Raw genomic sequence first — 13,075 nt, 5'->3', positions numbered from 1 at the left:
AACGCCCTGATTTAACGAGAAAAGCGGATAATAAGGCGGGAAAACAATGCTAATAATCTCGCGGGTTTGCAACAAGATAATAACAGAGGAGGATTACGTAATATTTTGAAAAATAAGCGAATAAAAAAGCCCCGCATCGGCGAGGCTTATGTCTGAGATCGAAGCGCTGAGCGCTTCAGTCAGCAGTGATTCGATCAGATAGCAGTTACGTTAACCGCAGCTGGGCCTTTCTGGCCATCCTGAATTTCGAACTCAACGTTCTGGCCTTCAGCCAGAGTTTTGAAGCCGTTACCCTGGATTGCAGAGAAGTGTACGAACACGTCTTTGCTGCCGTCAGCAGGAGTAATGAAACCAAAACCTTTAGACTCGTTGAACCACTTAACTTGACCTTTAATCTTTGCCATTTGCAAAATTCCTTAGAGTGTTTTCTTAGCCCGCGGGCTTTGACATAGATAAAACTGAGACATTACTGCTTGAGGCACTAATATAAGGTTCGGCAGAGAAGCGGTATTCAACGACAACGTGTTTACTCAGGACTTCTTTACTGAAAATGCCACACATAAACAGAACTGTACCTCGTTTGACCCAAAACGTGTTATCACACACAACGTTTAATATGGCAAGCCATTTTTAAACGTGTCTCGATCCGCCGCACAAATTCAGACGTTACTCCATAACAATCTGCACAGTTATGCGAATTGTCAAATGAAGCGCCACCTGACCTCACTGCCCGCAGGGTGCGTTGCCGCGCCCTGTAATCAAAGACTTTTTAAACATAGCTCAATCATTTCAAAGCGTCCATCCCAATCCCAGAATTTCTTTAAAGGAATGACTGAGTTAGAACATTTTGTGAAAAGTTATGCTGAAAACATTGCAACGCACCAACATGTGTCAGGGAATATACGATGTTAATTACATTTTGCTAACTGTATTAAAAACCACCATTTAATAAGTGTTATTCTGCACCAAAATAATGAAATTTTTATGACTCTGCCTCAAAACAAGGCAAGCAAAACGTTTCGATAAAAATAAAACACTTCAGGAAAGATAAAGCACACTATTTATTCAACGAAACTGAATTTGTTAAATAAGGATAAATATTCGCCAGTTTTCAGTGTGCTAAAACATGAGTTAACTGCTGCTTAATTAAATGCCGGGAAGTTGCGGGATGCATTTGATAAGGGAGGGGATTTACGCCGTACGTCAGGCCACCTCCCCGCTCCGGGCAGACTATCGTTCAGCTACCAGGCGAATGAAGTCTTCCTCGTCTTGTTGTTGAGCAACAGCGTCCTTCGGTACCGCTTTCTCCTCCGGCTCGTTGGCTTCGCACAAACGACGCAGCAGCGCAGTCTGCCGTTTCTGCTGATCGAGCAATGCTTCCAGCAGCTCAATCTGCTCGTTTGTGCGGGAGCTGGCGCGGTTAACGAAAAACCACAGCACCAGCCCAACGACCAGCACCACCAAAGACATTACCAGGGATGCAATGCTCAGCAGCCCCGAATTCAGTAACTCACCCATTTCACCACCTCAGTAAAAACCGCCATTTTACCACTGCCGCCGCGTAAGGACATCACTCAGCGTAAAAATGGTCTCTACCAGGGGATAAACTTATTGATTGAACAAATGCCGCTAAAGAACTGTACATCCTGATCGCACATCACATTGATAGTCTGCGTCCACAGCACCACGCATGCTATCAACACTATAATCAGAATTACCCAGCGTATTTTTTTCACTCCACACTCCGTCTTATGACCTGATACAGCCAGGTTATCACGGTTATCTTAAACAGGGGCTAACTGTACCTTCAACAGACGCTTTTCGGAATCGTGCACTTGTTTCACTGCGTAAAGCCGTTACGCTTACTCTATGACAACAAAGAAAAAAGAGGCAACGATGCGTTTACTTATTCGTACAGTAATTGTACTGGCCATTGTCTGGATCGGCCTGTTATTAAGTGGGTACGGCGTATTAATGGGGAGCAAAGAAAATGCCGCGGGTCTGGGTATCCAGTGTAAATATCTTACCGCCCAGGGGATAAGCACGGCTCAGTACATCCATTCCGACAGCGGGATCATCGGGTTAACCAACTGTCCTGTGCTGCGTAAATCATCTGTTGTGGTTGATAACGGTTAATCCGCGTTGAATTTCGCTTACAGAAACGCCGCAAAAGTGCGGCGTTTCTATTGGTGGCGTCGATCAGAACGGATAATCGTTATAGCCCATCTGCTCTGAAATTTTGCGCGCTGCGGTATGCAGAATCGCCACATATTCATGAAGACGCTCTTCAGAGAAACGCAGCGTTGGGAACGAAATGCTCAGGCCCGCAATGACAACGCCGAAGCGGTCAAACACCGGCACACCGATGCAACGCAGCCCCTCTTCCTGCTCTTCGTTATCTTCCCCGTAACCCTGCTCACGCACTTTATCCAGCACGCTCAGCAGTTCTTCCGTACTGGTAATCGTGCGGTCGGTGCTGCGTTTGTACTCCACCCCGTCAAGGATTTGCTTCACCTCTTCGCGATCGCGCCAGGCCAGCAGTACTTTACCAATTGCGGTGCTGTACAGCGGGTTACGACGACCGATGCGTGAATACATGCGCAGGTTGTACATGGAGTCAATTTTATGGATGTAAACAATACTGTCTTCATCCAGCGCACCGAGGTGAATTGTCTCTTTCGTCAGTCGTGAAAGTTCACGCATCTGAATGTCAGCGCTGCGGATCAGATCCACGTTCTGCAAGGCGCGGGCGCCCAGTTCAAACAGTTTCAGGGTCAGAGAATATTTTTCTGATTCTCCTTCCTGCGCGACATAACCCAATGATTTCATCGTCTGCAAAAAGCGATAAACGGTGCTTTTCGACATCATCACACGCTGCGACAACTCTGTAATACCAATTTCACGCTCTTCTCCGAGCGCCTGCAAGATGCCAAACACCTTCAGCACGGAAGAAACAGAATCTGGCTGCTTATCCAAATCTGCGATTGCCATTTATCACCTCATGGAGAGTGTTTTATAAAAATCAGAACCGGTTTTTATTATAAATTCGTGTGATGCGTGCTGCAATCTATCTGGGTTTACTTCGTTACAAATCTGCGACATAAAACCGAAATAACGATGCTAAAATTGTTACTCTGAAAATAATTTCACGCTGAGTCATTCTTTCCCCATGCAAAAAAACGTTTCTGATGGCCTGCCCTTACCGCAGCGGTACGGGGCAATTGCCACTATTGTCATCGGTATTTCGATGGCTGTCCTTGACGGTGCGATTGCCAACGTGGCTCTTCCGACCATTGCCAAAGACCTTAATGCTTCGCCGGCAAGCTCCATCTGGATTGTGAACGCGTACCAGATAGCGATTGTGATTTCCCTTCTGTCACTCTCTTTCCTGGGCGATATGTTTGGTTATCGCCGGGTTTACCAGTGCGGGCTGGTGGTCTTTACCCTCACCTCGCTCTTCTGTGCCCTTTCAGATTCACTGCACACCCTTACGCTGGCGCGTATCGCGCAGGGCTTTGGCGGCGCGGCGCTAATGAGCGTGAACACGGCCCTGATACGGCTTATTTATCCTCAACGCCACCTGGGGCGCGGCATGGGCATTAACTCCTTTATTGTGGCCGTGTCGTCCGCCGCCGGCCCAACGATTGCCGCCGCCATCCTGTCCGTTGCCTCGTGGCAGTGGCTGTTTGCCATTAACGTGCCGCTGGGCATTGTGGCGATCTTCTTCGCCCTGCGCTATCTTCCGGAAAATGGTCCGAAAAACACCATGCCACGTTTCGATCTGCCCAGCGCTGTGATGAACGCGCTGACCTTTGGCCTGCTGATTACCGCGCTGAGCGGATTTGCGCAGGGACAGTCTCTGTCGCTCATTACCACAGAAATCGTTGCCATGCTTATCATCGGCTTTTTCTTTGTACGACGTCAGCTGGCGCTGCCCGTGCCGTTACTGCCGGTGGATTTGCTGCGTATTCCGCTGTTTTCGCTATCCATTTGTACCTCCATTTGCTCGTTCTGCGCCCAGATGCTGGCGCTGGTTGCGCTGCCGTTCTTTTTGCAGAGCGTGATTGGCCGTTCGGAAGTGGAGACAGGCTTGCTGCTCACGCCCTGGCCTCTGGCAACCATGGTGATGGCCCCGCTGGCCGGTTACCTTATTGAGCGCGTCCATGCCGGGCTTCTGGGGGCGATTGGACTGGTTGTCATGGCGGTGGGGCTGTTTGCGCTGGCGCTCCTGCCCGCCTCGCCGGGGGATCTGGATATTATCTGGCGCATGATCCTGTGCGGGGCCGGTTTTGGTCTGTTCCAGTCCCCTAATAACCACACGATTATCACCTCTGCCCCACGTCATCGCAGCGGTGGCGCCAGCGGGATGCTGGGCACGGCAAGACTGTTAGGGCAAAGCACCGGGGCCGCACTGGTGGCGTTGATGTTTAACCTTGCCGGGCAGAATGCGACACACGTTGCGCTGATTACCGCAGGGACCCTGGCGACCCTCGCGGCTGTCATTAGCGGCCTTCGCGTCACCCAGCCAAAGGCGCAGGCATAAAAAAACCGGGCGGAGAATGGCTCCAGCCCGGTTCTTTTCAACCCGATTACGTTACTTCAGGTATTCGCCGCTACGCAGCGCTTCAATACGTTTATCCAGCGGCGGGTGAGACATAAACAGCTCGCTCAGCGACTTTGATTTGCCGTTGATGCAGAAGGCCATCATGCTGTTTGCTTCCTGCGGCTCGTAGCTGGTTTTAAGACGTTGCAGCGCAGCAATCATCTTTTCACGACCCACCAGTTTCGCGGAACCGGCATCCGCGTGGAACTCACGATGACGGGAGAACCACATGGTAATGATGCTTGCCAGGATACCGAACACCAGCTCCAGCACCATTGAAACAGCAAAATAGATCAGCGGGTTGCCGTTGCTCTCTTCACCCTCATCACGGTTGCCACCCATAAACCCGGCAGCAATCTGTGCCAGAATACGAGAAATAAAGATAACGAAGGTGTTCACCACACCCTGGATCAGGGTCATGGTGACCATATCGCCATTGGCGATATGGCTGATCTCGTGAGCAATAACCGCTTCCGCTTCGTCACGGCTCATGTTTTGCAGCAGGCCGGTACTGACGGCCACCAGGGACGCGTCACGACGCGCACCGGTAGCAAACGCGTTAATATCCGGCGCGTGGTAGATGGCTACCTGCGGCATGGCAATGCCCGCCTGCTTTGACTGCTGAGCAACCGTGCTCATCAGCCACTGCTCCATATCGTTACGCGGTTGCTCAATAACTTCACCGCCCACGGATTTCAGTGCCATCCACCTGGACATCAGCAGTGAAATGAAAGAGCCACCGAAACCAAACAGCAGCGCCATAATCAACAGACCCTGAACGCTGCTCGACTGAATTCCCGTCAGGCTTAGCACCAGCCCGAATACCACCATCACCGCCAGGTTGGTGAGCAGGAAGAGCGCGATTCGCATCATAATATTCTTTTAACCTCAGTTTAACAAAACGCACTATGCGATTACCCACATCGTATGGGTATTACGGCTATTTTCAAGCATCCAGACGGCGTAAGTCACCAGAAAGACACAACTTTACACAATTGGAAATCTGCCTGACGGAAGGAGGAGGTACATAAAGAAACAGGCACAATTTCTTGTGCCTGTTGGGGGATTATTTTGTCGGAGCAGGTTGCAGGGCAGGTTTCTCTTTTTCCAGCTTCGCGAGATCAAGCGCGATATGCACCGTCTCGTCCAGATACGGATCGGGCTCCTGGTAATCCTTAGGCAGATCGTCCAGTTTTTTGAGCAGAGGCTTGCCTTCACGTTTGAAGCGATCGTTGATACGCGCCAGACGTGTCGCGTCATCTTCATTGTTCTCTTTCTCACGCTGGGCGTAGTTCAGAGACACAATGTTCCGTTTCGCTTTCAAAGCGTTGAAACGCGCGATGTCCTTCATGATGTACTGGAATTCCGGATCCTTCCCGATGCGATCGTTGTGATTTTTGAGCAGTTCCGGTCCGAACTGTTTCATATCACCTGATTTCACGAATGTCGCGGCATCAATGCTATCCCACGGCAGCGCGTTATCTTCAAACTTCTCGCCCGTTTCCGTCTCTTCGGTACCTGTCGGCATCATGATATCCGGCGTCACGCCTTTGCGCTGCGTACTGCCGCCGTTGACGCGGTAAAACTTCTGAATGGTGTACTGTACTGAGCCCAGCGCAGGCCACTCAGGGCGCAGCATCTGGTCGTAAATACGGTTCAGAGAGCGGTACTGCTGAACGGTGCCCTTGCCAAACGTCGGTTCGCCGACGATTAATGCCCGGCCGTAATCCTGCATGGCAGCAGCGAAGATTTCCGATGCAGAGGCGCTGAAGCGATCGACAAGCACCACCAGCGGACCCTTATAGTAGACCACACCATCGGTATCGGCATCTTCACGCACTTTACCGTTGTTATCGCGCACCTGTACCACCGGGCCAGACGGGATAAACAGCCCGGAAAGCGAGACGGCCTCGGTCAATGCCCCGCCGCCGTTGCTGCGCAGGTCAATGATCACGCTGCTGACATTCTGCTTTTCAAGCTTCTGGAGCTGCACTTTCACATCATCGGTCAGGCCGACGTAGAAACCTGGGATATCCAGAACGCCAACCTTCTCTTTACCCACGGTTTTCACCGACATTTTCACCGCGCGATCTTCCAGACGGATACGCTCACGGGTCAGAGTAACGATACGGGTTTTGGTCCCCTTACCGGCTGGCAGGATCTCCAGGCGAACTTTGCTGCCCTTCGGCCCTTTGATCAGCGCAACAACATCATCAAGACGCCAGCCAATCACGTCCACCATGCTCTTTCCGGTTTGCCCCACACCGACAATACGGTCGCCTACGCTGATCGCTTTGCTTTTCGACGCAGGGCCACCGGCCACCATGGAGTTGATTACGGTGTAGTCATCGTCCATCTGAAGCACAGCACCGATACCTTCCAGAGACAGGCTCATTTCGGTATTGAACTGTTCGGTGTTACGTGGAGAGAGATAATTAGTGTGCGGATCAATTTCATGCGCAAACGCGGTCATCGCCAGCGAGAAAACATCTTCACTGTTGGTCTGCGCGAGACGACGAATAGCGAATTTGTATCGACGATTTAACGTCTCACGGATCTCTTTCTCGTCTTTGCCTGTAAGCTTGAGGCTCAGTTCGTCATATTTGACTTTTCCGTCCCACAGCGCATTCAGTTCAGCCTCGTCTTTCGGCCATGGCGCTTTGCTGCGGTCCAGATTAAAGGTGTCGTTGCCGGTGAAGTCCATCGGACGTTCCAGCACTTTCAGCGCGTATTGATAACGCTCAAAACGGCGCTTTTGCGATAAGTTGTACAGATCGTAGAACAGATCGAGCTTTCCGGAGCGCAGCTCATCCCCCACTTCGGATTTGCGTTTAGCGAACTGTTCGACATCGCTGGCCAGCAGTACGTTATGGCTGTAATCCAGCAAGTTCAGATAACGGTCAAAGATTTTGGCCGAAAAGGCCTGATCGAGATCGAACTGACGATAGTGCGAACGAGTAAAGCGCGACGTCACGCGCTCACTCACCGTCCCGTGCTGAGTCTCTTCCTTGAGAACCGGAATTTGATCAACACGCGTAATATCGTCCACAGCGAAAGCGTGGCCTGTTATAGCAAACAGGCCAGCCAGCGCGGTGAGCTTAAAAAAAGTGTTCATGCCAGGCTCGGCCTCCGTTTCAGAACAACAAGTGTTCTGCGCGTACAATCATTGACATACCAGAAGTCAGCTGTACACGAACGCCATCTTTGGTGATTTCCAGTACGGTGGCGTCCATCGCGTTGTTACCCGCTTTCACCTTCAGAGACTGACCTACGCTCAGCGCATTGATGTCAGTAACTGGGGTGTGGCGCGGCTCTTCGCGCGGCGCACGTGGGGCTTTAGCTGCTGGTTTGTCAGCACGCGGTTTGCGATCGTTATTTTCAGTACGACGCGGTGCCGGGCGCGGTTTACGCTCGCGACGAGGGGCGTCTTCCTGACCGTTTGCCGCTGCGGCTTCGCGTTTTTTCGCCTGCTGTTCCGCACGCTGTGCCTGCACGCGAGCTTTGGCTTCTTCAAGCTGCTTACGCGCATGTTCTACGTGCTGCTCGTCCAGCTCACCGCACGGGTTGCCGTCAAGGTCGACACGGGTCGCACCCGGCTTGATACCGTACAGGTAACGCCAGCTCGAGGTATAAAGGCGCAAGGCAGAACGAAGCTGCGTTTTGCTGAGGTTCATCTCCCCCTCAACGCGCGCGACCAGATCCTGAAAGATACCAACTTTCAGAGGACGCGCTTCACCTTCAGCGCTGAAGCACTGCGGGAAACGCTCGGCCAGAAATGCGATAACTTCTTTACTGCTATTCAACTTAGGTTGATTTTCCATGAAATTTCCTGATTACAACGGACGTTGCCAACAAGCGCAGGCATGAACAGGCGACATTATAATGACGCTATCAGTAAATGCTACGTTATCCGTTGATTATCCTGCGACGCTCGCAAAGAATTTATGATAATCGGTCTCTGCCAGAACATTTTCCAGGCTTGCGGCCAATGCGCGCAGCCCCTGCTCATCCTCGGCAGTAAAGCGGCTGAAGACCGTGCTGTCGATATCCAGAACGCCAATAATCTGATTTTTAACCACCAGCGGCAGTACGATTTCAGAATTGCTGCTGGCATCGCAGGCAATGTGGCCGTCAAACGCATGAACATCTTCGACACGCTGAACCTGACGGGTCGCCACTGCGGTACCGCACACGCCGCGACCTACCGGGATACGCACGCAGGCGAGTTTTCCCTGGAAAGGCCCGAGCACCAGCGTGTCGCCTTCCAGCAGATAAAAGCCCGCCCAGTTCACGTCAGAAAGGCGTTCGAACAGTAATGCACTGGTATTTGCCAGAGTGGCTAAGAAACTGGTTTCCCCTGCCATTAATGCCTTAAAATCGCGATTCAGATCCGCGTAGAATTCTGTTTTGTTCATTATTCAATCACTTAGTTATCTTACATAGTTACCGCATAGCCTATTAAAATAAGCATTAAATGCGCTCATGCTCAAGATGAATCCGTTCATGAGTTATTATAACTTTCAACAATACTAATCTGTGTGCGACTGATGGCCCTAAAAACACCCCAAATTACGCCGACACGAAAGATCGTTGTCCGTACGGTAAGCCAGGCTCTGCCCCGTGCACATTATCAGCGTTGTCCCCAGTGCGATACGCTTTTTATGTTGCCGAAGATGAAATCGCACCAAAGTGCTTTTTGTCCTTGCTGCGATGCCAAAATTCGCGATGGCCGGGACTGGTCATTGACGCGTCTGGCGGCAATGGCGGTCACCATGCTGCTGCTGATGCCCTTCGCCTGGACCGAGCCGCTGTTAAAGCTCTACCTGCTTGGCGTGCGTATTGACGCTAACGTGTTGCAGGGGATCTGGCAGATGACGCGCCAGGGCGATCCGCTTACGGCCGCCATGGTGCTGTTCTGCGTCGTCGGCGCGCCGTTGGTGCTGGTCGCGGCAATTGCCTACCTGTGGTTTGGCAACATTCTGGGGATGAACCTGCGCCCTGTCCTGCTCATGCTGGAAAAGCTCAAGGAGTGGGTGATGCTGGACATCTATCTGGTAGGCATTGGCGTGGCCTCCATCAAGGTGCAGGATTATGCGTTTTTACAACCCGGCATCGGCCTTTTCGCGTTTATTTCACTGGTCCTGCTGAGTATTTTGACCCTGATTCATCTCAATGTTGAACAGCTTTGGGAGCGATTTTACCCGCAGCGCCCCGCGACCCGGCCTGATGAAAACCTGCGCGTCTGCCTGGGCTGCCATTACACCGGTTTTCCGGATAAACGCGGGAGGTGCCCACGCTGCCACATTCCGTTAAGATTGCGACGCAACAACAGCCTGCAAAAGTGCTGGGCGGCGCTAATCGCCTCCCTGGTATTTTTGTTCCCGGCCAACATGCTGCCGATCTCCGTAATTTATGTGAACGGCGCCCGTCAGGAAGATACTATCCTTTCGGGGATTATCTCTCTGGCGCACAGTAACGTGGGGGTCGCCGCCATTGTTTTCATCGCCAGTATTCTGGTGCCCTTTACCAAAGTGGTGGTGATGTTTACGCTGCTTATCAGCATTCACTTTAAATGCGAACAAGGACTACGCACCCGCATCCTGCTTCTGCGATTTGTGACCTGGATTGGTCGCTGGTCGATGTTGGATCTGTTCGTGATTTCGCTGATGATGTCGCTCATCAATCGCGATCAGTTACTTGCTTTTACCATGGGACCCGCAGCTTTTTATTTCGGCTCTGCGGTGATATTGACTATTCTTGCAGTGGAATGGCTGGACAGCCGCTTACTTTGGGACGCACATGAGTCAGGAAACGCCCGCTTCGCCGACTGAAGCGAGAATTAAAACAAAACGCCGCATTTCGCCATTCTGGTTGCTGCCTGTTATCGCGCTGATGATCGCAGGCTGGCTTATCTGGACGAGCTATGAAGATCGCGGAAGTACCATCACGATTGATTTCCAGTCTGCGGACGGCATTGTCGCCGGACGTACCCCCGTTCGCTTCCAGGGGGTGGAAGTGGGTACCGTGCAGGATATTTCTCTCGGCAAAGGGCTGAACAAAATCCAGGTCCGGGCGAGCATTAAGTCTGATATGCAGGATGCCCTGCGCGCCGAAACGCAGTTCTGGCTGGTCACGCCTAAAGCCTCCCTGGCCGGCGTTTCCGGGCTGGATGCGCTTGTGGGCGGTAACTATATCGGCATGATGCCCGGCAAAGGTGAGCCACAGGATCACTTTGTTGCGCTGGATACCCAGCCGAAATATCGGCTGAATAACGGCGATTTGATGATCCATCTCCGCGCGCCGGATTTGGGCTCGCTGAACAGTGGTTCTCTGGTCTATTTCCGCAAAATTCCGGTAGGCCGCGTTTACGACTACGCCATTAACCCGAACAAAGATGGCGTGACCATTGATGTACTCATCGAGCGCCGTTTTACCAACCTGGTGAAAAAAGGCAGCCGCTTCTGGAACGTCTCAGGCGTCGATGCTGACCTGAGCTTAAGCGGTGCGAAAGTGAAGCTTGAGAGCCTGGCGGCGCTGGTGAATGGCGCTATCGCCTTCGACTCACCTGCTAACTCCAGCCCTGCCGCCGCAGAAGATACCTTTGGCCTGTACGCCGACCTGGCGCACAGCCAGCGCGGTGTCATCGTCAAGCTGACCCTGCCGGATGCCAAAGGCCTGAAAGCCGGTTCGACCCCGCTGATGTACCAGGGTTTAGAGGTCGGGCAACTGACAAAATTAACCCTCAATGCGGGCGGTTCCGTTACCGGCGAAATGACGGTGGATCCGAGCGTGGTGGATCTCCTGCGGGAAAAAACGCGCATTGAACTGCGTAATCCGAAGCTCTCCCTCAGCGACGCCAGCATCAGTTCTCTGCTGACGGGAAGCACCTTTGAGCTGATCCCCGGCGAAGGTGCGCCGAACAAAAACTTTGTTATCGCGCCGGCAGATAAAGCCCTGCTGCAAAAACCGGGCGTGTTGACGGTTACGCTGAATGCACCGGAAAGCTACGGTATTGAAGCCGGGCAACCGCTGATCCTGCACGGTGTGCAGGTGGGCCAGGTCCTCGAACGTAAGCTGTCGGAAAAAGGGGTCTCCTTCTCCGCCGCCATCGATCCGCAGTACGGCAACCTGGTCCACGGCGACAGTAAATTTGTGGTTAACAGTCGGGTCGACGTGAAGGTGGGTCTGGACGGGGTTGAGTTCCTCGGCGCCAGCGCCAGTGAGTGGGTTAACGGCGGGATCCGCATTCTGCCGGGCAGCAAAGGTGCGCTGCGCGAAAGCTATCCGCTGTTCGCCAATCTGGACAAAGCCATTGAAAACAGCCTCGGCGACCTGCCAACCACCACGCTGACCTTAAGCGCTGAAACGCTGCCGGATGTCCAGGCAGGCTCCGTCGTGCTTTACCGTAAGTTTGAGGTGGGGGAAGTGATCACCGTTCGTCCTCGTGCGGACGCGTTTGATATCGAACTGCATATCAAGCCGGAGTACCGCAAGCTGCTCACGCCAAACAGCGTGTTCTGGGCTGAGGGTGGCGCGAAAGTGCAGCTCAACGGCAGCGGGCTGACCGTACAGGCATCGCCTCTCTCCCGTGCCCTGCGCGGTGCGATCAGCTTCGATAACCTGAGCGGCGCCGGCGGCAACATGCGTAAAGGTGACAAGCGGATCCTCTTCCCGTCCGAAACCGCGGCGCGCGCGGTCGGGGGGCAAATTACCCTGCACACCTTTGATGCCGGTAAACTGGCAGAAGGCATGCCCATCCGCTATCTCGGCATTGATATCGGGCAGGTCCAGAAGCTGACGCTGATCACCGCACGCAATGAAGTGCAGGCGACCGCCGTGCTTTATCCGGAATATGTGCAGACGTTCGCCCGGGCAGGCTCGCGCTTCTCGGTAGTTACGCCGCAAATTTCTGCCGCAGGGGTTGAGCATCTCGATACCATACTTCAGCCGTACATTAACGTTGAACCGGGTCGCGGCAACGCACGTCGTGAATTTGAGTTGCAGGAGGCCACCATCACCGACTCCCGTTATCTGGACGGTCTGAGCATTGTGGTTGAAGTGCCGGAAGCCGGTTCGCTGGGCATCGGTACGCCGGTCCTGTTCCGCGGCATTGAAGTAGGGACAGTAACAAGCCTGACGCTGGGTAATCTGTCCGATCGCGTGATGGTCGGCCTGCGCATCAGCCAGCGTTATCAGCATCTGGTGCGCAACAACTCGGTGTTCTGGCTCGCTTCAGGCTACTCGCTGGACTTCGGCCTGACCGGTGGCGTGGTCAAAACGGGGACCTTTAATCAGTTCATTCGCGGCGGCATTGCCTTCGCGACGCCGCCTGGCACGCCTCTGGCGCCTAAGGCGCAGGCAGGTAAACACTTCCTGCTGCTGGAAAGTGAACCGAAAGAGTGGCGCGAATGGGGAACGGCGCTGCCGCGTTAATCTCGCAGGCTCCGGTGTCAACGCGCCGGAGCCTTTATG

Annotated in this window: 12 protein-coding genes and 1 pseudogene; 4 read left to right on the top strand and 9 right to left on the bottom strand. The window is 53.1% G+C overall.

Features of this window, described 5'->3' with window-relative positions; translation table 11 throughout:
- Window positions 1–194: 194 nt before the first annotated feature.
- From cspE to mgrB, 4 genes and pseudogenes are all read right to left on the bottom strand, one after another.
- Complete coding sequence (gene cspE, locus ACWKXX_RS16665) at window positions 195–404, bottom strand: transcription antiterminator/RNA stability regulator CspE (protein ID WP_001062678.1); 210 nt, start codon at window positions 402–404, stop codon at window positions 195–197.
- 12 nt (window positions 405–416) lie between these two features.
- A pseudogene (locus ACWKXX_RS16660) lies at window positions 417–561 on the bottom strand (DUF2627 domain-containing protein).
- A 669-nt stretch (window positions 562–1,230) separates the two neighbouring features.
- Window positions 1,231–1,518 carry a YebO family protein gene (locus ACWKXX_RS16655; RefSeq protein WP_017693259.1) on the bottom strand — a complete coding sequence of 96 codons (288 nt, stop codon included), beginning with the start codon at window positions 1,516–1,518 and terminating at the stop codon, window positions 1,231–1,233.
- A 74-nt stretch (window positions 1,519–1,592) separates the two neighbouring features.
- On the bottom strand, window positions 1,593–1,736 hold the full coding sequence (gene mgrB, locus ACWKXX_RS16650) for a PhoP/PhoQ regulator MgrB (RefSeq protein ID WP_003859906.1): 144 nt from the start codon (window positions 1,734–1,736) through the stop codon (window positions 1,593–1,595).
- Window positions 1,737–1,896: 160 nt separating this feature from the next.
- On the opposite strand from mgrB, the gene ACWKXX_RS16645 reads away from it, so the two are divergent.
- Window positions 1,897–2,136 carry a YobH family protein gene (locus ACWKXX_RS16645; RefSeq protein WP_017384332.1) on the top strand — a complete coding sequence of 80 codons (240 nt, stop codon included), beginning with the start codon at window positions 1,897–1,899 and terminating at the stop codon, window positions 2,134–2,136.
- Between the two features lie 63 nt (window positions 2,137–2,199).
- Here the strand turns inward: ACWKXX_RS16645 and kdgR are convergent, their stop codons facing one another.
- Window positions 2,200–2,991 (bottom strand): DNA-binding transcriptional regulator KdgR, encoded by a 792-nt coding sequence (gene kdgR / locus ACWKXX_RS16640; protein WP_015570299.1) that lies wholly within the window; start codon window positions 2,989–2,991, stop codon window positions 2,200–2,202.
- A gap of 178 nt (window positions 2,992–3,169) precedes the next feature.
- Here kdgR and ACWKXX_RS16635 point away from each other — a divergent pair, with 178 nt between their 5' ends.
- Window positions 3,170–4,543 (top strand): MFS transporter, encoded by a 1,374-nt coding sequence (locus ACWKXX_RS16635; RefSeq protein WP_261666180.1) that lies wholly within the window; start codon window positions 3,170–3,172, stop codon window positions 4,541–4,543.
- 51 nt (window positions 4,544–4,594) lie between these two features.
- Here the strand turns inward: ACWKXX_RS16635 and htpX are convergent, their stop codons facing one another.
- The 4 genes from htpX to ACWKXX_RS16615 form a co-directional block, all read right to left on the bottom strand.
- Window positions 4,595–5,476 carry a protease HtpX gene (htpX, locus tag ACWKXX_RS16630; protein WP_015570297.1) on the bottom strand — a complete coding sequence of 294 codons (882 nt, stop codon included), beginning with the start codon at window positions 5,474–5,476 and terminating at the stop codon, window positions 4,595–4,597.
- A gap of 193 nt (window positions 5,477–5,669) precedes the next feature.
- Window positions 5,670–7,718, bottom strand: coding sequence for a carboxy terminal-processing peptidase (gene prc, locus ACWKXX_RS16625; protein WP_039270564.1), 2,049 nt, complete (start codon window positions 7,716–7,718; stop codon window positions 5,670–5,672).
- Between the two features lie 19 nt (window positions 7,719–7,737).
- The gene (gene proQ / locus ACWKXX_RS16620) at window positions 7,738–8,424 is read right to left on the bottom strand and encodes an RNA chaperone ProQ (protein ID WP_261666179.1); all 687 of its coding nucleotides are present in this window, start codon (window positions 8,422–8,424) and stop codon (window positions 7,738–7,740) included.
- Between the two features lie 96 nt (window positions 8,425–8,520).
- Window positions 8,521–9,018: a GAF domain-containing protein gene (locus ACWKXX_RS16615; protein WP_261666178.1), complete on the bottom strand. Its 498-nt coding sequence runs from the start codon at window positions 9,016–9,018 to the stop codon at window positions 8,521–8,523.
- 132 nt (window positions 9,019–9,150) lie between these two features.
- Between ACWKXX_RS16615 and yebS the strand changes: the two genes are divergently transcribed.
- On the top strand, window positions 9,151–10,434 hold the full coding sequence (yebS, locus tag ACWKXX_RS16610; RefSeq protein WP_020480541.1) for a membrane integrity lipid transport subunit YebS: 1,284 nt from the start codon (window positions 9,151–9,153) through the stop codon (window positions 10,432–10,434).
- Entirely contained in the window at window positions 10,403–13,036 is a 2,634-nt protein-coding gene (locus ACWKXX_RS16605) for a PqiB family protein (RefSeq protein ID WP_017693254.1), read from the top strand. The genes yebS and ACWKXX_RS16605 overlap by 32 nt, the downstream gene beginning before the upstream one ends.
- Window positions 13,037–13,075 lie beyond the last annotated feature (39 nt).

This window comes from Enterobacter sp. UPMP2061 (genome assembly GCF_053709615.1).
Note: the sequence above shows the minus strand (reverse complement) of the source record. Positions and strands in the feature narration are given on the sequence as shown.

What these genes read in the sequence shown, in the direction of transcription:
- cspE (WP_001062678.1), bottom strand. Translation starts at nt 404, where the DNA reads ATGGCAAAGATTAAAGGTCAAGTTAAGTGGTTCAACGAGTCTAAAGGT.
- ACWKXX_RS16655 (WP_017693259.1), bottom strand. Translation starts at nt 1,518, where the DNA reads ATGGGTGAGTTACTGAATTCGGGGCTGCTGAGCATTGCATCCCTGGTA.
- ACWKXX_RS16645 (WP_017384332.1), top strand. Translation starts at nt 1,897, where the DNA reads ATGCGTTTACTTATTCGTACAGTAATTGTACTGGCCATTGTCTGGATC.
- kdgR (WP_015570299.1), bottom strand. Translation starts at nt 2,991, where the DNA reads ATGGCAATCGCAGATTTGGATAAGCAGCCAGATTCTGTTTCTTCCGTG.
- ACWKXX_RS16635 (WP_261666180.1), top strand. Translation starts at nt 3,170, where the DNA reads ATGCAAAAAAACGTTTCTGATGGCCTGCCCTTACCGCAGCGGTACGGG.
- htpX (WP_015570297.1), bottom strand. Translation starts at nt 5,476, where the DNA reads ATGATGCGAATCGCGCTCTTCCTGCTCACCAACCTGGCGGTGATGGTG.
- prc (WP_039270564.1), bottom strand. Translation starts at nt 7,718, where the DNA reads ATGAACACTTTTTTTAAGCTCACCGCGCTGGCTGGCCTGTTTGCTATA.
- proQ (WP_261666179.1), bottom strand. Translation starts at nt 8,424, where the DNA reads ATGGAAAATCAACCTAAGTTGAATAGCAGTAAAGAAGTTATCGCATTT.
- ACWKXX_RS16615 (WP_261666178.1), bottom strand. Translation starts at nt 9,018, where the DNA reads ATGAACAAAACAGAATTCTACGCGGATCTGAATCGCGATTTTAAGGCA.
- yebS (WP_020480541.1), top strand. Translation starts at nt 9,151, where the DNA reads ATGGCCCTAAAAACACCCCAAATTACGCCGACACGAAAGATCGTTGTC.
- ACWKXX_RS16605 (WP_017693254.1), top strand. Translation starts at nt 10,403, where the DNA reads ATGAGTCAGGAAACGCCCGCTTCGCCGACTGAAGCGAGAATTAAAACA.